Source organism: Planosporangium flavigriseum, from assembly GCF_011947225.1.
Classification (GTDB): domain Bacteria; phylum Actinomycetota; class Actinomycetes; order Mycobacteriales; family Micromonosporaceae; genus Planosporangium; species Planosporangium flavigriseum.
This window is the reverse complement of record NZ_JAATVW010000013.1, coordinates 19,971-39,707: the sequence shown is the minus strand read 5'-3', so window position 1 is coordinate 39,707 and position 19,737 is coordinate 19,971. Positions and strand designations below refer to the sequence as shown.

The following is a 19,737-nucleotide window of genomic DNA, read 5'->3' as shown; positions in this document are numbered from 1 at the left end:
TTACCCTCATTAGGCTTGTTGTCACGCAATCCGGGTACTACAGGCGACTTACGTGATCCAAACGGGGACGATGTATCCGTGCAGGAGCCATCCGAGAGACCGGTAGCCGAGCGACCAGCAGCCAACAGGCCCGTAGCCGTATTCGACGTGGACGGCACGGTCGCCGATGTCCGTCACCGGCTGCACCACGTGGCCCGCCGGCCCAAGAACTGGCGGCGGTTCTTCGCGGGCGCCGACGCCGACGACCCGCTGGCTCCGGGCGTGGAGCTTGCCCGCGAGTACGCCCGGGACCATCGCCTGGTCTGGTTGACCGGGCGCCCGGAGTACCTGCGCGAGGTCACCGAGCGGTGGTTGGCCCGGCACGGCCTGCCGGTCGACGAGCTGCTGATGCGGCCGACGTCGGACCATCGGCCGGCGCGGGAGTTCAAGGCGGAGCAGCTGCGCCGCCTGGGCAAGAACGGTGAGGTCGCGATCGTGGTCGACGACGACCCGGCGGTGGTGGCGAAGCTGTCGGAAGCGGGCTGGCCGGTACGGCTCGCCGACTGGGTGCCGTACGCGGAGTCGTTGAAAGAGGCGCAGGAGCGCGAGGGTAGAACTTAACGATCTTGGACAATTGGCGGGTCCGTAGCGCCGCCAATTGTCCAAGATCGCCCCCGACAGGTTCAGGTGGTCGTCATTTCCCGGAGGAGCGTTGCGGCCTCTTCGCCGCGCGGTGAGTCGGGCCGCAGCGGGTCATGGCCGAGCGTCAGCAGGGTGTCGCGCCAGGGTTCGTTGACCGCTTCCTCCGGTGGTGCGTTCATCAGCCGGCCCACCACCAGTTCCGTCACGAGTTCCATTGTGGCGACGTCGTCGTCGGTGAGGTCGACGCGTCGCTTCTCCAGGATCCGCAAGACTCGCCCGCCGAGCTCGTGGATGTCGATGTCGGGCTCCGGTGCGTATGCGGCCGCGCCGTCCGGGGTGGACAGCAGCCAGTCGCGCAGCTCCGGGGATGGCATGTTCACCACCCGGTGGAAGACGTCCCACCTCTGCTCGATCGCGGGGTTGCTACGAGTCATTTCGATCACCTCCTAGGCTGTCCTACTTACCCCGGGCCATGGCGGGTGAATCGTCGGGAAGGCGAGCCCGATGGCGGCAGGCCCTGATATGTCCTGCTCACCCTGTTATGCCGGAATTTGCCGATATAGTGCACTTCATGGGTATCAGTCGTCGGGGCGATGCCGACCGGTCCGGCTCCGTAACGACCGGGCGACCCGACCGGACGCAGCGCCTGCTCAGCGTGGCCGCCGCGGTCCTACTGGCCGGCGGCCTGGCCCTCGTCGGCGGGACCGGTTGGAACTGGTGGTCGCGGATCAACCAGATCCAGACCAACCAGGCCGGCCTGGAACGGGCGGTCGACGCCGCATGGGCCCGGCCGGTCGAGCGCCAGCAGGCGGCGCGGGCAGATGGTGCGGCGCCAGCTCCGGCGGTACGGGGCGCAGCGGGTCAAGCCGGGCAGGGCACGGCGGCTCAGGCGGCGCAGGGAGCCGGTGCCCAGGAACCGCAGGGCGGTCCCGTGCCGGGCGCGAGCCCGTCGCCGTCCGGCGCCATCGCCCGGCTCCACATCCCGCGGCTGCGGCTGGACCTCGTCGTCGTCGAGGGCGCCAGAGACGAGGACCTGCTGCGCGGGCCCGGCCACATCCCCGACACGCCGTCGTTCGGGCAGCCGGGCAATGTGGGGATCGGCGGTCACCGGTACCCGGGCGTCTTCTGGGACCTGGACCGGCTCCACGAGGGTGACCCGGTGGTCGTGGAGACTGATTCGACGTGGTACATCTACCGGGTCAGCCGGGAGATGATCGTCGGCCCGTCCGACGTCCAGGTGCTGGCCCCGCGCCCCGCCGGTGCGCCCGCCGGTGCGCGCGACTTTCTTACCCTGGTCACCTGCGACCCGGTCTTCACCACCCTGCGCCGGCTGGTCCGGCAGGCGGTTCTGGTGCGGGCGACCCCCCGGTCAGCTGGCGCGCCACCGGAGTTGACGGGGAACTGAGGTGATGGCTGCTGTGTTTTGACCAAATTCTCAGTTGCGCCCGGGCCTTGCCGATTGTGTGCCTCGTAGAGAAGGAGGCGGCGTTGGACGAGCTCGGCGACATCGTGCAGGAATTCCTCGTGGAAAGCCACGAGAACCTGGACCAGCTGGACCGGGACCTGGTGGCTCTCGAACAGGAGCCAGGTTCACGGGAACTGCTGTCAAGCATTTTCCGTACCATTCACACCATCAAGGGCACGAGCGGCTTCCTGGCCTTCAACAGGCTGGAGCGCGTGACGCACGTCGGCGAGAACCTTCTCGCCCGGCTGCGCGACGGCACCCAGGTGATGACCCCGGAGACGACCAACACGCTGCTGCGGATGGTCGACGTCGTCCGGACCCTGCTGACCGCGATCGAGGAGAGCGGCGCCGAGGGTGACGTGGACGTCGAAGGCGTCATCGAGGCCGTGACCCGCTGCATCGAGAGCGCCAACGCGCCCGCCGAGCCAGCCCCCGCCGCGAGTGCGTCTGCGCCCGCCGAGGTTAAGGCCGCCCCGACCCCTGTCGAGACCGAGGCTCCGGCCGCTGCCGAAGCTACTGACGCGACCCCCGAGCCGGTACCCGCCGCGGCGCCGGCCGTGGAGGCCGATGTCGACACCGTACTCACCGCCGCGGTCGCGGCTGCCGCGTCGGCTTCGTCGGCCGACGAGGAGCACGCCAGTGGCGAAACCGCCGCCGCGCAGGCTCGGCGCAGCATCGCCGACAGCTCGATCCGCGTCGACGTCGACCTGCTCGACAAGCTGATGAACCTCGTCGGTGAGCTGGTGCTCACCCGCAACCAGATGCTGCGCGCGGTCACCGCGACGTCGGACGCCAACCTTGCCCGTACCGGTCAGCGGCTCAACCTGATCACCAGTGAGCTGCAGGAAAGCGTCATGAAGACGCGGATGCAGGCGATCGACCACCTGTGGTCGAAGCTGCCCCGGGTGGTGCGGGACCTGTCCGGTTCGGTGGGCAAGCAGGTCCGCCTGGCGATGGAGGGTCGCGAGACCGAGCTGGACCGCAGCCTGTTGGAGGCGGTCAAGGACCCGTTGACGCACCTGGTGCGTAACGCCGTCGACCACGGCATCGAGGCGCCGGCTGACCGTCGGGCTGCGGGTAAGCCGGCCGAGGGGGTGCTGACCCTGCGCGCGTACCACGAGGGTGGGCACGTGATCGTCGAGGTCGCCGACGACGGTAAGGGCATGGACCCCAACAAGATCGCCGACGTGGCGGTCCAGCGTGGTCTGCTGACGCGGGATCAGGTGGCGCACATGGAGCGCCGGGAGATTCTGAACCTGGTGTTCCGGGCCGGTTTCTCGACCGCGGAGAAGGTCACCAACGTCTCCGGGCGTGGCGTGGGCATGGACGTGGTCAAGACCAACATCGAGCGGATCGGTGGCGCGGTCGATGTCGACTCGACCCTCGGGGAGGGCACGACGTGGCGGTTGACGATCCCGTTGACGTTGGCGATCATCCAGGCGTTGACGGTGGAGTGCGGCCCTGAGCGGTACGCGATCCCGCAGGTCGCGGTGCATGAGCTGGTGTACCTGGACGGGCAGAACGGTCGGGTCATCGAGCACGCGATGGGTGCGCAGGTCTACCGGCTGCGCGGCAAGCTGCTGCCGCTGGTGCGCCTGGACGAGACGCTCGGTCTGCCCATGTCCTCGGGCGACCGGGACGTCTACGTCGCCGTGCTGCAGGCCGAGGGCCGCAAGTTCGGCCTGGTGGTCGACCGGGTGCTCAACACCGAGGAGGTCGTGGTCAAGGCGCTGTCGTCGCGGTTCAAGGAGATCGGCATGTACGCCGGGGCCACCCTGCTCGGCGACGGCCGGGTCGCGCTGATCCTCGACGTGCCGTCGCTGGCCCGGCGGGCGCACCTGAACATGGGGGCGGTCGAACGCGCCCAGCAGGAGCTGGATGCGGTCACAGGCACCCACGACAACGTCGACCGGCTGCTGATCGCCGGCGTCGGCGAGCGGCGGGTGGCGATCCCGCTGGACATGGTCACCCGGCTGGAGGAGTTCCCGCTGGAGCGCTTCGAGCGGGTCGGCGCCCGGGAGGTCGTGCAGTACCGCGACCAGATCCTGCCGGTGCTGCGCCTGGCCCAGATGCTCGGGGTGTACTCCGAGGGCGAGCAGGCGTCGTCGGTGCCGGTGGTCGTCTACACCGAGCGCGGCCGCAGCGTCGCGCTGGCCGTCGACCGGATCGTCGACATCGTCGAGGACGTGGTGGGGGCCGAGCGGGACTTCGGTGACGACGGGCTGAAGGGTTCGGCGGTCATCCAGCAGCGGGTCACCGAACTGCTCGACGTCCGTCGGGCGATCATGGCCGCCGACCCGCGCTTCGACGCCGATCTCGACACCGAAGCCGGCGCCGGTTACGACAGCGACTCGTTGATGGTGGGGGCATAACAAGATGGCAAGTCGTCAGTACGCCACCTTCGAGGTGGCCGACCAGCTGTTCGGGCTGGACGTGGCCAAGGTCCAGGAGGTGCTGTCGTTTCACGAGTACACCCCGGTGCCACTGGGGCCGCGCTCGATCGGCGGGCTGTTCAACCTGCGCGGCCAGGTCATCGCCGCGGTCGATCTGCGCGTGCAGTTGGGCCTGGCCGCCCGTGACTTCGACGGCCCGGCGATGAACGTGATCGTGCGTACCGAGGAGGAGTCGGTCAGCCTGCTGGTCGACCGCATCGGTGAGGTCGTCGAGCTCGACGACGACACCGTCGAACCCCCGCCGGACACGCTGACCGGGCCCAGCCGGGAGCTGATCACCGGCGCGTTCAAGCTCGACGGCCGGCTCATGCTCGCCCTCGACACCAACCGCGCGGTGCAGACCACCACCGGTAACGGAATCGACGAGTAGAAACTGGAAGAACCCGAAAACAGGGTGCCCCTACAGCGCGATATGGTGCTGTAGGGGCACCCTGTTTTCGTATGTACAGAGAGTTACATAGTTAGCCAATCGGGGGACAGCGCGGGGAGCGCGTTGGTTGCAGACTGGGTGCATGTACAGCCTCGTCAGCGCTCCCGTTCTCGGATTTGACCTGTCCCGCCTCCCCGGTGGATCGGCAACCGCTGATGTGCTCCTCCGTAGCCTCTCGCTTACTGAGAGTGACCTTGAGGTCATCGCGAACTTCCGGATGGAGGACTGGGACCGGCTGACGCTCTGGCAGGACGTGGATGAGGCGGCCCGCCAGCGACAGACCATCCGAGACCTGTCGGTGGAGCCGAGCGACGCGCACCAGACGCTCGCCCTGCTGGAACAGGCCCCGATCGGCACCGTCGACGGGCTGCTGCAGTGCCTACGCCAGGACGTCCTGGACTGGACCTGGACGTCCACCGGCGGTTCCCCGGCCGCGCAGAGCGTGGTGGCCGCCCAGGCCACCTCGGTGATCTGCGACGCGGTGGTCGCCGCGTACCTGCGCGACCTGTTGTCCGTGCCGTCGCGCCGCACCCTCGCCGCCGGGTGGCTCTCCGCCACGCGGTGGCTGCCGGTACGCCCGGTCCACCTCGGACCGCAGCATGATGACATTTCCGCCCTGCTGAGCCGGGTGCGCGTGCTGAGTCCGGCCCAGCTTGCGCGACTGGCCGCCGCCGCTGACGCGACCCGCCGCGGCGCCAGCGGGTGGGCACCGGCCGTGCACGCCGCCTCGTGGGCGGTCTACGTATCCGGGCGGGTACGGGCCGCGGCCGCGGCCCAGCTGATGCTCGTGCGGGCCGTCGACGACGCGGGCATCCCGCTGGCCGACCGTGCGGGTGGTACCTGGAACCTGCTCAGCGGTGCCGTGCAGGCGATGGCGGCCCGGGACCTGCTGGCAGTCGAGACGCATGGGCGGCTCGTCGACCCGCTCCTGGCCGCGCTCGACCCGCCGGAGACGCCCGGGGGAGCAGGCGCCTGAGGCGCAGCGCTGGCCACTGTGGTTCACGCCACCAAGCAATGTCTATTCCGGATAGTTCCCTGAAAAGCCCTAAATAGGGCTGGTTCATCCGTACGCACTTTTCTCATCCGGTACCCGTTCGCGCCGATATGGCCGTTGAACGGATGGCCGGGCGGTGGTCATCCTCTGCGCCGGGGAGGCCGCTGCGTGATCAATGTATTAGTCGTGGACGACTCAGTCGTCATCCGACGTCTGGTCACGGACGCCTTGGCCGAGGATCCGGAGATCAGGGTGGTGGGCACCGCCCCCAATGGGCGGGTCGCGCTGGCGAAGATCGAGCAGCTCAACCCCGACCTGGTCACCCTCGACATCGAGATGCCCGTCCTCGACGGCCTCAGCACCCTTCGCGAACTACGTCCCCGCTACCCGCGGCTGCCGGTGATCATGTTCAGCACGCTGACCGCCGCCGGGGCGAGCGCGACGCTCGACGCGCTCTCGGCCGGCGCCAGCGACTACGTCACCAAGCCCTCCAACGTGGGCAGCTTCGAGGAGTCTAAGCGCAGCGTCCGCGAGCAGATCATTCCGCGGATCCACGCGCTGTGCGAGGGTGGCTCGGGCCGCCGGCCGCGTCGTACCTCGACGGATCGGCCGGGTGGCGCATCCAGCGGATTCACGTTCCCGCCGGCAGTGCCCGGTCTGGCCGGCGTGCCGCGTACCGGGAAGCAGCCGGCGACCTCGACCCCCGCAGTGCGGCGCTCGCGTACCGACCTGGTGGACGTGCTCGCGGTCGGCTGCTCGACCGGTGGCCCGGACGCCCTCTCCAAGGTGCTCCAGGCGATGCCCGCCAGCCTGCCGGTCCCGATCGTGGTCGTCCAGCACATGCCTCCGGTCTTCACGAAGATGTTCGCCGAGCGCCTCAATCGGTCCTGCGCCCTCGAAGTGGTCGAGGCGGCAGGGGAGGAGCAGCTACGCCCCGGAACGGTCTACATCGCACCGGGCGACTTCCACTTGGAGGTCGTCCGCTCCGGTACGGCCGTGATGACCAAGTTGCAGAGCGGTCCGCCGGAGAACTTCTGCCGTCCCGCTGTGGACGTGCTGTTCCGTTCCGTCGCGCAGGTCTACGGCGGGAAGGTCCTGGCTACCGTGCTGACCGGCATGGGCCAGGACGGTAAGCGCGGTGCCGAGGTGCTGTACGCCGAGGGCGCCGAGATCGTTGCCCAGGACGAAGCGACATCCGTGGTCTGGGGCATGCCGGGCGCCATCACGCAGGCCGGTCTCACCGACGCGGTACTCCCGCTGCCCGACATCGCAAACTATCTCGTCTCGCGTATCTCCGCCGGGCGCCGAGTGCGGACGCAGGAGGTGGCCTGATGAGCCTGACCGCTCAAGAATTCACGTACGTCAGTGACCTGGTGCGCCGACACTCCGCCATCGTGCTCGAGACCGGTAAGGAGTACCTGGTGGAGGCCAGGCTGCTCCCGCTCGCGCGCGAGGCTGGTCTGTCCTCCGTCTCCGAGTTCGTCAGCCGGGCGCAGCAGCTGCCGGGGCCGGACACGCACGAGAAGATCGTGGACGCGCTGACGACGAACGAGACGTCGTGGTTCCGGGACAACGAGCCGTTCCAGGCGCTGACCACCAAGGTGCTGCCCGACCTGCTGCCGACCCGGTCGGCCAACCGAACCCTTCGTATCTGGTCGGCTGCGTGCTCGAGCGGGCAGGAGCCGTACAGCCTCGCCATGGTCCTGCAGGAGTCCCTGCCGGCCGGGTGGAGCTACGAGATCCTGGCCACCGACCTCTCCCAGGAGATGCTTGCCCGGGCCCAGGCCGGGCGCTTCACGCAGCTTGAGGTCAACCGCGGGTTGCCGGCGAACATGTTGGTGCGGCACTTCGAGCGGGACGGCACCAACTGGAAGGTGACGCCCGGCCTGCGCAAGAACATCACGTTCCGGCGCCTCAACCTGGCTGCTCCGCTGCCGCCGCTGCCGCAGTTCGACGTCGTCTTCCTGCGCAACGTGCTGATCTACTTCGACGTCGAGACCAAGCGACAGGTGCTGGGCCGAGTGAGCGCCACGATGCGCCCCGACGCGTGGCTGTTCCTTGGCTCCGCGGAGACGACCATCGGCATCGACGAGCGGTTCGAAAGGATAGCCGCTGGTCGCAGCTCCGCCTACCGCCTCCGTGGCGGTAAAACCACGCAGCCCGTCGGCTTCTCCGGAAAGGGGTGATCACCGATGGTTGCATTGGTGATCGATGACTCGCGAGCGATGCGGATGATCCTCAGTCGGATCACCGCCCAACTCGGATTTGAAGTCTGGGAGGCGGGCAATGGTCGGGAGGCGATGGATCTGCTCGCCGCCGCAGAAACGGTCCCCAAGGTGGCGCTTGTGGACTGGAACATGCCGGAGATGAACGGACTGGAGTTCATTACCGCAGTCCGCGCTGATCCGAAATACCGTGCCATGTCATTGATGATGGTCACCACCGAGGGCGAACAGAGCCAGATCGTACGAGCTTTGGCGGCTGGTGCGCACGAGTACGTGATCAAGCCTTTTACCCCTGACGCCATCCAAGAAAAGCTGGCGCTGCTGGGAGTGCTAACGAATGGAGCCCCGGAATGACCACTAGTGCCACGCTCACGGACACGGATCTCTTCGCGATCGCGGAGCAGATCTGGGCCTCGTACCTCGACGTCGAGGGCACGAGCCCGCTTCTCGAGGCGCCACGTACCGCGCCGTCGTCCGATGTCTGCGCGTCGGTCTCCGTGACCGGTGCCTGGGTCGGTCACATCGTCGTGAGCTGCTCCATGCCGGCGGCCCGGAACGTGGCGGCTGCGCTGCTGGGCATCGACCTCGACGGCGTCGCGCGTGAGGACGTCACGGACGCGCTCGGCGAGCTGGCCAACATCATCGGGGGCAACGTCAAGAGCCTCATGCCGGAGCCGTCCGCGCTGTCGCTGCCGATCGTTCTGATCGACGGCAACACCGGCTGGCCGTCGGCCAGCGAGGTTTCCCGGCTCAGCGGCGAGTGGCTGGGTGAGCCGATCTCCGTACAGGTTCTAGAGAGCAGTGTCGAGAAGGAAGCGTGACCGTAGCAATGAAGATTCTGATCGCGGATGACAGCCGAGTGATGCGTCAGATCGTCACCCGTACCCTGCGTCAGGCGGGGTACGACGGCCATGAGCTCGTCGAAGCCGCGGACGGCCAGGAGGCCTTCGACAAGGTGATGAACGAGGGCCCCGATCTGGTGCTGTCGGACTGGAACATGCCCGAGATGACGGGCATCGAGGTGCTGCGCATGCTGCGCGCCAACGGCGTAGAGGTGCCGTTCGGGTTTGTTACCTCGGAAGGCACTGAAGAGATGCGTAATACCGCGGAGTCGGCGGGCGCGCTCTTCCTGGTTACAAAGCCGTTCACGGCCGATGCGTTTCGTGATGTTTTGGATCCAATCCTAGGATAAAGTGAGCTATGTCGAGCCTGCTGCCCGTACCTAAAGAGGTTCGTGACCTCTTCGAGGACCTTCTCGGACGTCCTATCACCGTTGGCGACGCCAAGCCGGTCCTCGCGGAGGACCTGAAGACGACGCTTGTGAGCCTGTACGCCGACGACAAGAGCAAGCTCTGGGCCGTCGTTGGCATGGACCTGCCGCTGACGGTGTACTCCGGTGCGGCGATCGGCCTGCTTCCGCCCGGAGGCGCCCAGGACTGCGTCGCCGACGGCGTCGTCACCGAGACGGTCGCCGAGAACGTCCGCGAGGTCTGCAACATCATGACCGGCCTGCTGAACCGTGAAGATGGGCCGCACCTGAAGCTTTACCAGGTGTTCCTGCCCGGTGAGCAGGTACCCAGCGACGCCGGTGCGATCCTGCTGGCGCTCGGTCGCCGCATCGACCTGACGGTCCAGGTCGGTGGTTACGGCTCGGGCAGGGTATCCGTCGCGCTGGCCGAGTAGGTCGTCGCACGAACGAGAACTCCCCGCGCGACAACGGTGTCGCGCGGGGAGTTCTCTTTTTGCTGTACGGGTTTTGCTGTACGGGATTGAGCAGATCGGTAAGGAGCCGGGGACCGGGTGCCTGGTGTGCTACTCGGCGACCTCGTCGGCCGACTGCTGGCCGTCGGTGCCGCGGCGCGCCTGCGCGATCAGGGCGGGGTTGGCGCGCGCGGCTTCCAGGGCCTCCATGGCCCTGTCCTGGGCCGCCTCGCGGCTGGCCGCCAGGGCCTCCATCTCGGCCTCCCGGGCGGCCTCCCGGGCCTCGGCCTCGTTGGCGCGACGGTACCCGTTCATCAGTCCCCGCAGCAGCGCCAGCATGATCGCTGCCACGACGACCGCGATCAGGTACCGGACCAGGGCGGTCGTGTGGTCCATGTCGCCTACCACGAACGCGTGGTACAGCGCCGGGCTGTCCAGCAGCGCGGCGAGCAGGAGGGTCGATAACTTGGCCATGCTCTGCGCAAGCCTCTCGATCAGTAATCCGCGTCGGCGGCGGTTCGCCGAGCGAGGATCTGCTGGCGCATCACGTACCGGCGGACCATCTCCGCCTGGCGCTCGACCAGGTTCAGCGTCACGATCATGTCGACCGTGCTCGTGATGTGGTCCTCGATGGTGCGCAGAACCCAGCCGTCGGCGTCGAGCATTTCCTCATCGAGATGGACGACAACGGTCACGGCCTCATCGTCGTTGAGCCGGACCCACGTCTCATCGCCCGGCTTGACGCCCGAGACATGGAACCGCACGCCGCCCTCACTGATGTCGTTGGCTGAACCGGAGAGCATCACGTCACGCTCGGTCGAGCGTACGCCGACCGACTCGCCGCCGCCCGCGCGCACGTACCGGCGCCTCTGCTGCAGGACCGGCTCGGACAAGACGGTCAGGGTCCAGCACCGCGTCGGTACGCCCTCGACCCGCGAGGTCGACACTAGCTTGGTGTCCACGGCGTACCGTCCGCGCGGCCCGGCGCTCCAGCTCAGCGACACGGCGGATCCGATCTCCGGGACCTCCACCGTCTGGTGCATCGGCGCCGTCACGACCAGTTTGTTTCCCTCGATCATTTCGATCCGGGACTCGTGCTCGGACCCATCGACCGTGATGCTGACCGCCGAACGGATCTCCGGCATCGGCTCGGTCATTCCATTACCTCTTCTAAACGGCGACACAGCAGTTCAGCCCACAGGTTCGGGGTGGCGAGGCGGCCGTCGATCAACGCTACGGGGATGCCAAGTTGCAGGACCGTGGCCGGGTCGTCCGTCTCCCCACAGCCGTATGCGGCGATCGCGTCTACACGGCCGATATCGGCCAGCCGACGCGCACTATCCGCAGTCTTACGTGTGGCGTCCATCACACCCCAGACGCATGTGGCGTCGACGCTCTCGATGACCGAGCGGGCCCACTTGACACCGCCGCCGTCGGCTGCGCGGGAGGCGGGCGTGCTGTCGACGACGACCACGAGCGGCAGGTCGGTGTCGCGGCGAAGCGTCGCGACGCGCTTGGCGGCCTGCTCCGCATCGGCCAGGCGCCGGCTGGCGTGAACGCCGGTACCCGCGCAGCTCGTAGCCGCAAGCAGAATGCGCGACGACGGCAGGTTCAGCAGGTAGCCCACCCTGTCGGCGGCCGCCAACGCGTCGCGCAGCCCGCCGACGATCACAAGGACCTCACCGGCTCGCGCCGGCATCTTCGGCGCCTCGGGCAGGAGCTTGACGATGCGGCTGATCTCACGGTAGGAGTCGGTTCCGCTGACCAGATCGACCAGCTCGGCCGGCAGGCCCAGGTGGGCCAGCGCGGTCGATAGCGGAGTGTCGGCGCCGAGTCGCGCGGGCTCGTAGCGCGGGATCGCCACGGTACGGAGCGTGGACTGCTCGGCCGTCGCCGCCGCCGTCGGGGTCGGGATCGGGGTCGGCGTCGCCGTCGCCGTCGCCGTCGCCGTCGCCGTCGCGACAGCTGTCGCCTCGGCCGGCTTCGGGTCCATCGCCGTCGAGTAGCTCCGCGTCGGCTCAGCGGGGGCAAGCTCGGACAGGATGTCCGCGGCCAACGATGTGGTGATCGGTGTGGTCGCCTTCCACGCGGCGGCGAACCAGTCGGAGAGCTCCGGCTCGGCCGTCTCCGGCTCCATGGTGGCCGTCTCCGGCTCCATGGTGGTGGACGGCGCCATGGCCGTGAACTCCTCCGAGGTCGTGAACGGCTCCGAGGTCGTGCTCGACCCGGCAGGGACCTGCTGGGCCGGTACGCCGTAGTCCGCCAGGACGTCGGCGAAGGCCGCGGTGCTGGCGCTGATCTCCTGAGCCGCCTGCATGGCGCTGTCGGCCGAGGTCGACTCGTCCGGGTCCACGTAAGGCGTCAGTCCACGCTCCTGCGACTCGACCAGCGCGACGAGCACATCGGCTGGGATGGCGACGTCCACTGTGGTGGTGGCGGGTCGGGACGGCGTGGTGGTGGTGGCGGGTCGGGACGGCGTGGCAGTGGTGGCGGGTCGGGACGGCGTGGCGGGCCGGGAAGCGGCAGCGGCGGTGGCGACGGCGGCCCGGGACGGTGCAGTGGCGTCGGCCGGCGCCGGCGCGTCCGGCTTGTCGCCGCCGGCGACCCCGTCGGCCACCTCGACGGTCAGCTCGTACCGCTGGCGGGCGAACAGGCCGGCGACGCCGGCGGTGCGGACGCGGTCGGCTGCCACGATCTTGGCTGCGGGGCCGTGCTCAGCGCGTACCTGCGCGAGCAACTGCTGAATATCGGTCCCCTCAAGCAGCAATCGAGTAGACACCGTTCACCACTCCTATGGTCTCGATGCGCAGGGCGCACCGGGCAATCTCGGCGTACGACAGGACGGGCATCCGCGGTATGGCCATCTGGAGCAGGCGACGCAGTGCCAATCGGAGCTGAGGAGAGCAAACCACTACGGGGTTGGCTCCGCGTTGCTCCGCGGTTTCAGCAAGGTGGTTCAGCTCTTCGGCCATGGCCTCCGCGCGGCCGGTGTCGATGAGCAACTGCAGGCCGCTGTCGGTCGGGCGCAGCGACTCCAGCAGCGACTGCTCCAGGCGGGGGTCGAGCGTGATGGCCGTGAGCGCGCCGTCGGTGGCGTACCGGGCGGCGATGGCCGGCCCGAGCGCGGCCCGGGCGGCTTCCAGCAGGGTGTCGTGGTCGGTGGAGGCCTTCGCGGTGAGCGAGAGCGCTTCGAAGATGCGGACGAGGTCCCGGATCGGTACGTCCTCGTCGAGCAGACCCTGCAGCACCTTCTGCACCTGGCCGAGGCTGAGCAGGGCCGGGGTGAGCTCCTCGACGACGACCGGGTTGGTCTGCTTGACGATGTCGGTGAGCGCCCGTACGTCCTCACGGCCGAGCAGGCGGCTGGAGTTGGCGCGGACGACCTCGGCGAGGTGCGTGATGACCACCGAAGCACGGTCGACGACGGTCGCGCCGGACAGGTCGGCCTGGTGGCGCAGCTCGGCCGGCACCCACTTGCCGGGCAGGCCGAAGACCGGCTCGACACCGGCGCGGCCGGGCAGGAACTCCAGGTTCTCGCCGATCGCGAGGACCGTGCCGGGAGGTGCCTGGCCCTGGGCGACGTCGACGCCGCTGATCCGGATCGCGTACGTGGAGAGCGGCAGGTCCAGGTCGTCGCGGGTGCGTACCGGCGGCATCACGATGCCCAGGTCGAGGGCGACCTTGCGGCGCAGCGACCGTACCCGGTCGAGCAGGTCCCCACCGGCGCCGTCGACGAGGTCGACGAGGTCGGGGGCGAGCGCCAGCTCGAGCGGGTCGACCCGCATCTCGCTGAGCAGGGACTCGGTCGCGTCGAGAGGGGCGGGCGCGTCGGCCTGCTCCTGCTCGGCCTTGTCCGCCGTGGTGGTGGGCATCTTCTGTGCGGCGAACAGCGCGGCGCCGCCGACCAGGAGGAACGGGAGCTTCGGCAGGCCCGGGATCAGGCACAGTACGAGGGCGGCGCCGCCGGCGATCCGCAGGGCGTTGCGGTGCTGGCCGAGCTGCTGGGCGACGTTGGTGCCCATGTCGCCGTCGGTGGCCGAGCGGGTCACGATCAAACCGGTCGCGACCGACAGCAGCAACGCCGGGATCTGCGAGACCAGGCCGTCACCGACGCTCAGGAGGCTGTACTTCTGGACGGCCTCCATCGGCGTCAGGCCCTTCTGGACCATGCCGATGATGAAACCGCCGATCAGGTTGATCAGCGTGATGACGATGGCGGCGATCGCGTCGCCCTTGACGAACTTGGAGGCACCGTCCATCGCGCCGTAGAAGTCCGCCTCGGCGGCGACCTCGGAGCGGCGCTTGCGGGCCTCGATCTCGTCGATCAGGCCGGCGTTGAGGTCGGCGTCGATCGCCATCTGCTTGCCGGGCATGGCGTCGAGGGTGAAGCGCGCCCCGACCTCGGCCACCCGCTCGGCACCCTTGGTGATCACCAGGAACTGGATCACTACCAGGATGATGAAGATGACGAGGCCGATCACGAGCTGGCCGCCGACCACGAAGTGGCCGAACGCGTCGATGACCTTGCCGGCGAAGCCGTCCAGGAGGACCAGGCGGGTGGCGCTGATGTTGAGCGCCAACCGGAACAGCGTCATGATCAGCAGCAGTGACGGGAAGGCTGAGAAGTCCAGCGGGCGCCTGACGTACATGCTGACCAGGACGATCAGCAGGGCGCCGGTGATGTTCAGCGCGATGAGCAGGTCGATGAGCATGGTGGGCAGTGGGACGACCATCATGATGATGATCAGAACCACGCCAACAGGAACGGCGAACTGGCTCAACCGGCGACCGGACACGACACCTTCTACTGTGCGTCTAAAGCAACTGAGCCCGTTCCGTGGCCGTACCGATGCCTTCCTGGCACCGAACTCATCGGCCGACTTTTCCGTCGGGTGAGGTTTTTTCCCTCAGTAAAGGTTTCCGGTTGCCGATCGGTGCGACATGTCCGCCTCAGAAGCCTCCGCTGGGCAGATCGTCCACGTCGGACGCCAGCCGCTGTACAACCCAGCGGGTGACGTCGTCGGGTACGAGCTGCTCTTTCGTGGCGGCGGTGCCGAGGTAGCGGCGTCCCGCCGCAACGCCTACGCCACCAGCCAGGTGATCGTGAACGCGTTCACCGAGTTCGGGCTGCGCGAGCTGGTCGGCAACCACACCTGCTTCATCAACCTCACGCGCGAGTTCATCGTGGGGGAGTTGGCGCTGCCGTTCGAACCCGGCCAGGTCGTCCTGGAGGTGCTCGAGACCGTCGAGATGGACGACGAGGCGATCGCCGGCGCGGCCCGGCTGGTGGAGCAGGGGTATCCGATCGCCCTCGACGACTTCGTCTTCGGCCTGGGCCACGAGCGACTGCTGGACATCGCCTCGTACGTGAAGATCGACGTCCTTGACGGGGACGTCACACGGATCACGTCCGTTGCGGAGGAGTGCCGGCGGTACCCCCACATCAAGCTGGTCGCCGAGAAGGTGGAGGCGCCCCAGCACCTCATGCTCGCCCAGGAACTCGGGTTCGAGCTCTACCAGGGGTACGCGCTGAGTCGCACCCAGGTGGTGTCGATCGCCACGCTCGCGCCGTCGCGCCTGCGCCGACTGGAGTTGCTGGCCGCGCTGACCGGCGCGGAGACCGATCTCGACCATGTCGTGTCGATCGTGATCAGCGACCCGGGCCTGTCGTTCCGCGTACTGCGGGCGACGAACGCCGCTGCCGGCGGTCTGGCCCGTCGGGTCTCGTCCGTCCACGAGGCGGTCGTCATGCTCGGCGGTCGCCGGATCCGCGAGTGGGTCACGCTGATGCTGGTGTCCGACATCGCCGAGGTGGCGGAGGACCACCTGTCGACGGCCATGGCACGGGCGAAGCTGTGCCAGACGATCGCTCCCAGACTGGACGCCTCCGCCGATTCGGCGTTCGTCGTCGGTCTGCTGTGGGGCGTCGCGGACGTGCTCGGCGTTCCGGTGTCGGACCTCGTCGCGTCGCTGCCGCTCGCGGACGATGTGACCGCCGCTCTGGTCCACGGCGCCGGCCCGCTGGGCGAGGTGCTGGAGACGGCTCGCGGCTACGAGGGCGCTGACGCGTCGATTCTCAGCCACTCCAAGGTGTCGCCGGCCGAACTGGCCAAGGCGTACCTGAGCGCGGTGGGCTGGTCCGTGCGGACCGTGCGGGGCGTTCTCGGCCCGACCCACTCTTCATGATCGTAGGCGTCCTGGCAGAGATCATCCGGCCGCGGTCATCGGCGCCGTAGCCCGCCGCGTCTGATCCCGTACACCATCAGTTCGTGAGCGCCGGCGCGCGGTGCAGACCCGCCGCCGAGCCACGCGTCTTGAGCGTCATCACGAAGGCAAGCACCCGCGCGACCGCGCTGTACAACTCCGGCGGGATCTCGCTGCCCAGATCGCAGGCCTTGTACAGGGCGCGGGCCAGCGGTACGTCCTGCACCATCGGGATGCGCTTCTCGGCCGCCACCTCACGGATGCGGGCCGCGATCGCGCCCGCGCCCTTGGCCACCACCCGGGGTGCGCCCTTGCTCGGGTCGTAGCGCAGCGCGACCGCGACGTGGGTCGGGTTCACCAGCACGACGTCGGCCTTCGCGAGGTCGCTCATCATCCGCTGGCGGCTCATCGCCATCTGCCGTGACCGGATCGCGCCCTTGAGCAGCGGGTCGCCCTCCTGCTGTTTGTGCTCCTGCTTGACTTCGTGCTTGCTCATCTTGAGCTGCTTGTTGGTACGCCGGCGGGACATCGCGTAGTCAGCTACCGCGATCACGAGGCCCGCCGCGGCGGCGGTCCGGAACAGGGCGAGGATCGCGTCGGCGATCAGCTTGAGCAGCGCTGGCAGCGGCATTGAGGCGGCTGTGACCAGGCCGGGCAGCATCGTTCGAAGCTGCAGATACAGCACGGTACCGAGGACCGCCGTCTTGGCGGTCACCTTGACCGCTTCCCAGAGCGCCTGCGGGCCGAACGTCTTCTTGATGCCGGTGAACGGGTTGAGTCGCTTGACGTCCGGCTTGAGCAGCTTGGAAGAGGGGCGGAGGGCACCCTGCGCCGCGGCGGCGATGATCGCGGTGGCCATCATGGCGAACGCGAGCGGCGCCACGGTCATCGCGCCGTCCGTCAGCCCTGTGACCAGGAGCTTCATCGCCTTGCCCGGATCGGGATCGCTGATCACGGCGGTGCACTGGACGAACAGCTTCTCCGTGGTGTCCATGATGTTGCGCACCAGCATCGGCAACAGCATGCTCGCGACGAGCAGGCCACCCCACGACCCCAGGTCGGGGGTACGCGCGATCTGTCCCTCTTTGCGCGCTTCCCGCTTCTTCTTCTCGGTAGGCTTCTCTGTCTTCTCGCCGCTCACGACACCCCCTCCGAGCCAGGTGCGCCGCAAGATCCGCGCAATGTCGCACACATTGCTGCTTCAGGGCGCGAGATAGCAGCAAAGAGTGACACATTGCGCGGATCATGGAGGTGCGACGGGTGCGACGACCACAGGTGACCGCTCATGATCCGATCGCCTGCATCACGGCCTTGACGGCCTTGTCGACGAGGTTCTCGACGGCGAGCGGAAGCATCGTCATCGCCAGGCCGACCCCGGTCAGGGTCAGCAGGATCTTCACCGGAAAGCCGAGCGAGAACGCGTTGAGCGCGGGCGCCACCCGGGACAGCAGGCCGAGCCCGATGTCGGCGCAGAAGAGCACGGCGATCAGCGGGCCGGCGATCTGGAGCGAGGCGGCGAACATCTCGACGATGCCGTCGGTGAGCAGGTGCTGAAGGTTGGAAAGGGACAGCGTGCCGTTCAGCGGCAGCACGTTGTACGAGGTGGTGAAGCCGCGTAGGACAAGCTGGTGGCCGTCGGTGGCGAACAGTAGCGTGATCGCCACGAGGTTGTAGAACCGGCCGAAGACACCGCTACCGCCGTTGCCGGTGGCGCCCATCGGGTCGAACGCGAACGCCAGCGAGAAGCCGCCGAACAGGTCGATCAGGCTGCCGGCGGCCTGCACCGCGGCGAACAGCAAGGCCGTCAGGAAGCCCAGCGCGGTGCCCAGGACGACCTGTTCCGCGAGGCTGACCACCATCGCGGCGGTGTCGAGGGCGGGTACCTTGCCGACGATGGACGGCACGACCGGCAGCGCGATCGCCACCGACAGCAGCGCCTTGATCTGGGCCGGGATCACGTTCGTGTTGAACGGCGGCGAGATCATCAGCCACGCGGCGGCCCGTACCGACGCCAGCAGCAGCGCGGTCAGCTCCGCCACCGGCAGAGACAGATTCATGCGCTCCCCAGCAGGGTCGGAATCTGGGCGAACAGCATCTTGGTGAACGTGATCATCTCGTGCAGCATCCAGTTGCCCGTCACCAGCAGCGCTATCCCGCAGCCGATCGCCTTCGGTACGAAGGACAGGGTGGCCTCCTGGATCTGGGTCACCGACTGGAAGAGCGAGACGGCGAAGCCGATGAGCAGTGCGGTGAGCAGTACGGGAGCAGCGAGCTTCGCCGAGACCGTCATGGTCTGCAGGCCGATGTGGACGATCTGGGTGTCGGTCATGAGCGCAGGCCCTCAGTGGTAGCTGGCGACCAGGGCGGTGATGACCAGCCCCCAGCCGTTGACGAGTACGAAAAGCAGCATCTTGAACGGCAGGGACACGGTGACCGGCGGCAGCATCATCATGCCGAGGCTCATCAGTGACGCCGCGACGATCATGTCGATGACCAGGAACGGAATGTAGATGACGAAGCCGATGATGAACGCGGCCCGCAGTTCGGACAGCGCGAACGCCGGCACGATCGTCGACAGTGGAACGTCATCCCGGTTCTTCGGCATGGGACGGTTGGCGACCTTGGTGAAGAGCGCCAACTCGTCCTTGCGGGTGTGGTTGAGCATGAACTCCCGCAGCGGCTTCACGCCGTCGGTGAACGCCACGCTCTGGGTCTTCTCGCCCTTGAGGTAAGGCTGCACGCCGTCGCGGTTCATGTCCGACATGACGGGGCCCATGATGAACAGGCTGAGGAACAGGGCCAGACCGGCGAGGACCTGGTTGGGTGGGACGGTCGTCAGGCCGAGCGCGTTGCGGGTGATGCTCAGAACCACGAAAATCTTCGTGAAGCTGGTGCACAGCAGCATTAGAGCCGGTGCCACCGACAGTACGGTGAGCGCGATCAGGATGACGATCGACTGGCTCGGCTTGCCGTTGCCTACGTTGACGCTGACCGTTCCCTGTGGCTCCGTCGGCGGGGCGGGCGGCTGAGGCGGCACCGGCGCGGTGACCGGAGAGAACGCCAGCGGCGACACGGCGAGCGGCGAGTGCGCGACCGGCACGGCGAGCGCGGCGGACGCGGTCGCCGGCGCTGCTGCCGCGGGCGCCGCGGGCGTACCGAGCAGCAGCGCCACACCGATGCCGGCGGTGGCGAGGATCGAGCGGATCCGGTGCTTCACGGCTTGCGCACCGTCCGTTCGCGCAGGAACTGCATGGTCTGCTTCCACATGTCAGGCGACAGCACCGAACCGTTCAGCGGTCCGATCGCGCGGGCGCCGGCGGGGGTGGTCGCGGAGTCGAGCGATTCCAGGGAGAGCGGTTCGCGCTTGACCGGCGCCTCCGGCTGGTACTCCTCGATCGTGGCCAGGTCGGCCTCGCTGATCAGGCTCACCTGGCCGTCGGTGACGCCGAGCACCATCGCCTTGTCGGCGACCCGTACCACGGCGACCGAGGCGCTGCGACTGAGCTGCTGGCGACCCAGGACTTCGATGAGGCCACCACCGCGGCGTATCCCGAGCGGCTTGCGCGCCAGCTTGGCCATTCCCCACATGAGGGCGACGACCACGAGCAGCGAGAAGACGATCCGGATGGTCAGCTCGATCACGG

22 protein-coding genes are annotated in these 19,737 nt (G+C 68.2%); 12 read left to right on the top strand and 10 right to left on the bottom strand.

The window, feature by feature from the left end:
• Nucleotides 1-78: 78 nt before the first annotated feature.
• Nucleotides 79-600 (top strand): phosphatase domain-containing protein, encoded by a 522-nt coding sequence (locus HC028_RS18055; protein WP_168078535.1) that lies wholly within the window; start codon nt 79-81, stop codon nt 598-600.
• Nucleotides 601-662: 62 nt separating this feature from the next.
• Here the strand turns inward: HC028_RS18055 and HC028_RS18050 are convergent, their stop codons facing one another.
• Nucleotides 663-1,055: a DUF3140 domain-containing protein gene (locus tag HC028_RS18050; RefSeq protein WP_168078534.1), complete on the bottom strand. Its 393-nt coding sequence runs from the start codon at nt 1,053-1,055 to the stop codon at nt 663-665.
• 137 nt (nt 1,056-1,192) lie between these two features.
• On the opposite strand from HC028_RS18050, the gene HC028_RS18045 reads away from it, so the two are divergent.
• The 10 genes from HC028_RS18045 (at nt 1,193) to HC028_RS18000 (ending at nt 9,871) form a co-directional block, all read left to right on the top strand.
• Nucleotides 1,193-2,026: a sortase gene (locus HC028_RS18045; RefSeq protein WP_168078533.1), complete on the top strand. Its 834-nt coding sequence runs from the start codon at nt 1,193-1,195 to the stop codon at nt 2,024-2,026.
• 83 nt (nt 2,027-2,109) lie between these two features.
• Nucleotides 2,110-4,458, top strand: a complete 2,349-nt coding sequence (locus tag HC028_RS18040) for a chemotaxis protein CheW (protein ID WP_168078532.1) — start codon at nt 2,110-2,112, stop codon at nt 4,456-4,458.
• 4 nt (nt 4,459-4,462) lie between these two features.
• Nucleotides 4,463-4,909: a chemotaxis protein CheW gene (locus HC028_RS18035; protein ID WP_168078531.1), complete on the top strand. Its 447-nt coding sequence runs from the start codon at nt 4,463-4,465 to the stop codon at nt 4,907-4,909.
• 142 nt (nt 4,910-5,051) lie between these two features.
• Nucleotides 5,052-5,945 carry a hypothetical protein gene (locus HC028_RS18030; RefSeq protein WP_168078530.1) on the top strand — a complete coding sequence of 298 codons (894 nt, stop codon included), beginning with the start codon at nt 5,052-5,054 and terminating at the stop codon, nt 5,943-5,945.
• Between the two features lie 186 nt (nt 5,946-6,131).
• Nucleotides 6,132-7,295: a protein-glutamate methylesterase/protein-glutamine glutaminase gene (locus HC028_RS18025; protein ID WP_168078529.1), complete on the top strand. Its 1,164-nt coding sequence runs from the start codon at nt 6,132-6,134 to the stop codon at nt 7,293-7,295.
• The gene (locus tag HC028_RS18020; protein WP_168078528.1) at nt 7,295-8,149 is read left to right on the top strand and encodes a CheR family methyltransferase; all 855 of its coding nucleotides are present in this window, start codon (nt 7,295-7,297) and stop codon (nt 8,147-8,149) included. Before HC028_RS18025 ends, HC028_RS18020 begins: the two co-directional genes overlap by 1 nt.
• Nucleotides 8,150-8,155: 6 nt before the next feature.
• Nucleotides 8,156-8,542, top strand: coding sequence for a response regulator (locus HC028_RS18015; protein ID WP_168078527.1), 387 nt, complete (start codon nt 8,156-8,158; stop codon nt 8,540-8,542).
• Nucleotides 8,539-9,009: a chemotaxis protein CheX gene (locus tag HC028_RS18010; protein WP_168078526.1), complete on the top strand. Its 471-nt coding sequence runs from the start codon at nt 8,539-8,541 to the stop codon at nt 9,007-9,009. Before HC028_RS18015 ends, HC028_RS18010 begins: the two co-directional genes overlap by 4 nt.
• Complete coding sequence (locus HC028_RS18005) at nt 9,006-9,380, top strand: response regulator (RefSeq protein WP_239075490.1); 375 nt, start codon at nt 9,006-9,008, stop codon at nt 9,378-9,380. The genes HC028_RS18010 and HC028_RS18005 overlap by 4 nt, the downstream gene beginning before the upstream one ends.
• A gap of 8 nt (nt 9,381-9,388) precedes the next feature.
• A complete protein-coding gene (locus HC028_RS18000) occupies nt 9,389-9,871 on the top strand; it encodes a hypothetical protein (protein ID WP_168078525.1) in 483 nt (160 codons plus the stop codon).
• Between the two features lie 129 nt (nt 9,872-10,000).
• Here HC028_RS18000 and HC028_RS17995 read toward each other — a convergent pair whose 3' ends face one another.
• The 4 genes from HC028_RS17995 to flhA are packed head-to-tail and all read right to left on the bottom strand — an operon-like array spanning nt 10,001 to nt 14,685.
• The gene (locus HC028_RS17995; RefSeq protein WP_168078524.1) at nt 10,001-10,363 is read right to left on the bottom strand and encodes a hypothetical protein; all 363 of its coding nucleotides are present in this window, start codon (nt 10,361-10,363) and stop codon (nt 10,001-10,003) included.
• Between the two features lie 20 nt (nt 10,364-10,383).
• Nucleotides 10,384-11,046, bottom strand: coding sequence for a PilZ domain-containing protein (locus tag HC028_RS17990; protein ID WP_168078523.1), 663 nt, complete (start codon nt 11,044-11,046; stop codon nt 10,384-10,386).
• Nucleotides 11,043-12,668: a hypothetical protein gene (locus HC028_RS17985; RefSeq protein ID WP_168078522.1), complete on the bottom strand. Its 1,626-nt coding sequence runs from the start codon at nt 12,666-12,668 to the stop codon at nt 11,043-11,045. Before HC028_RS17985 ends, HC028_RS17990 begins: the two co-directional genes overlap by 4 nt.
• Complete coding sequence (gene flhA, locus HC028_RS17980; protein ID WP_168078521.1) at nt 12,646-14,685, bottom strand: flagellar biosynthesis protein FlhA; 2,040 nt, start codon at nt 14,683-14,685, stop codon at nt 12,646-12,648. Before flhA ends, HC028_RS17985 begins: the two co-directional genes overlap by 23 nt.
• 145 nt (nt 14,686-14,830) lie before the next feature.
• On the opposite strand from flhA, the gene HC028_RS17975 reads away from it, so the two are divergent.
• On the top strand, nt 14,831-16,075 hold the full coding sequence (locus HC028_RS17975; RefSeq protein WP_168078520.1) for an EAL and HDOD domain-containing protein: 1,245 nt from the start codon (nt 14,831-14,833) through the stop codon (nt 16,073-16,075).
• Between the two features lie 76 nt (nt 16,076-16,151).
• Here HC028_RS17975 and HC028_RS17970 read toward each other — a convergent pair whose 3' ends face one another.
• The 5 genes from HC028_RS17970 to fliO form a co-directional block, all read right to left on the bottom strand.
• Nucleotides 16,152-17,234, bottom strand: coding sequence for an EscU/YscU/HrcU family type III secretion system export apparatus switch protein (locus HC028_RS17970; RefSeq protein ID WP_168078519.1), 1,083 nt, complete (start codon nt 17,232-17,234; stop codon nt 16,152-16,154).
• A 142-nt stretch (nt 17,235-17,376) separates the two neighbouring features.
• Nucleotides 17,377-18,150, bottom strand: a complete 774-nt coding sequence (locus HC028_RS17965) for a flagellar biosynthetic protein FliR (RefSeq protein WP_168078518.1) — start codon at nt 18,148-18,150, stop codon at nt 17,377-17,379.
• Entirely contained in the window at nt 18,147-18,422 is a 276-nt protein-coding gene (locus tag HC028_RS17960) for a flagellar biosynthetic protein FliQ (RefSeq protein WP_168078517.1), read from the bottom strand. Before HC028_RS17960 ends, HC028_RS17965 begins: the two co-directional genes overlap by 4 nt.
• A 12-nt stretch (nt 18,423-18,434) precedes the next feature.
• On the bottom strand, nt 18,435-19,310 hold the full coding sequence (fliP, locus tag HC028_RS17955) for a flagellar type III secretion system pore protein FliP (protein ID WP_168078516.1): 876 nt from the start codon (nt 19,308-19,310) through the stop codon (nt 18,435-18,437).
• On the bottom strand, nt 19,307-19,735 hold the full coding sequence (fliO, locus tag HC028_RS17950; RefSeq protein ID WP_168078515.1) for a flagellar biosynthetic protein FliO: 429 nt from the start codon (nt 19,733-19,735) through the stop codon (nt 19,307-19,309). Before fliO ends, fliP begins: the two co-directional genes overlap by 4 nt.
• Nucleotides 19,736-19,737: the final 2 nt, after the last annotated feature.

Bases quoted from the DNA above. Each gene is read 5' to 3' on its own strand.
- HC028_RS17990 (WP_168078523.1), bottom strand. From the start codon at position 11,046: ATGACCGAGCCGATGCCGGAGATCCGTTCGGCGGTCAGCATCACGGTC.
- HC028_RS17995 (WP_168078524.1), bottom strand. From the start codon at position 10,363: ATGGCCAAGTTATCGACCCTCCTGCTCGCCGCGCTGCTGGACAGCCCG.
- HC028_RS18015 (WP_168078527.1), top strand. From the start codon at position 8,156: ATGGTTGCATTGGTGATCGATGACTCGCGAGCGATGCGGATGATCCTC.
- HC028_RS18000 (WP_168078525.1), top strand. From the start codon at position 9,389: ATGTCGAGCCTGCTGCCCGTACCTAAAGAGGTTCGTGACCTCTTCGAG.
- HC028_RS18050 (WP_168078534.1), bottom strand. From the start codon at position 1,055: ATGACTCGTAGCAACCCCGCGATCGAGCAGAGGTGGGACGTCTTCCAC.
- HC028_RS18030 (WP_168078530.1), top strand. From the start codon at position 5,052: ATGTACAGCCTCGTCAGCGCTCCCGTTCTCGGATTTGACCTGTCCCGC.
- HC028_RS17975 (WP_168078520.1), top strand. From the start codon at position 14,831: ATGTCCGCCTCAGAAGCCTCCGCTGGGCAGATCGTCCACGTCGGACGC.
- HC028_RS18045 (WP_168078533.1), top strand. From the start codon at position 1,193: ATGGGTATCAGTCGTCGGGGCGATGCCGACCGGTCCGGCTCCGTAACG.
- HC028_RS17965 (WP_168078518.1), bottom strand. From the start codon at position 18,150: ATGAATCTGTCTCTGCCGGTGGCGGAGCTGACCGCGCTGCTGCTGGCG.
- HC028_RS17960 (WP_168078517.1), bottom strand. From the start codon at position 18,422: ATGACCGACACCCAGATCGTCCACATCGGCCTGCAGACCATGACGGTC.
- HC028_RS18035 (WP_168078531.1), top strand. From the start codon at position 4,463: ATGGCAAGTCGTCAGTACGCCACCTTCGAGGTGGCCGACCAGCTGTTC.
- HC028_RS18010 (WP_168078526.1), top strand. From the start codon at position 8,539: ATGACCACTAGTGCCACGCTCACGGACACGGATCTCTTCGCGATCGCG.
- HC028_RS18020 (WP_168078528.1), top strand. From the start codon at position 7,295: ATGAGCCTGACCGCTCAAGAATTCACGTACGTCAGTGACCTGGTGCGC.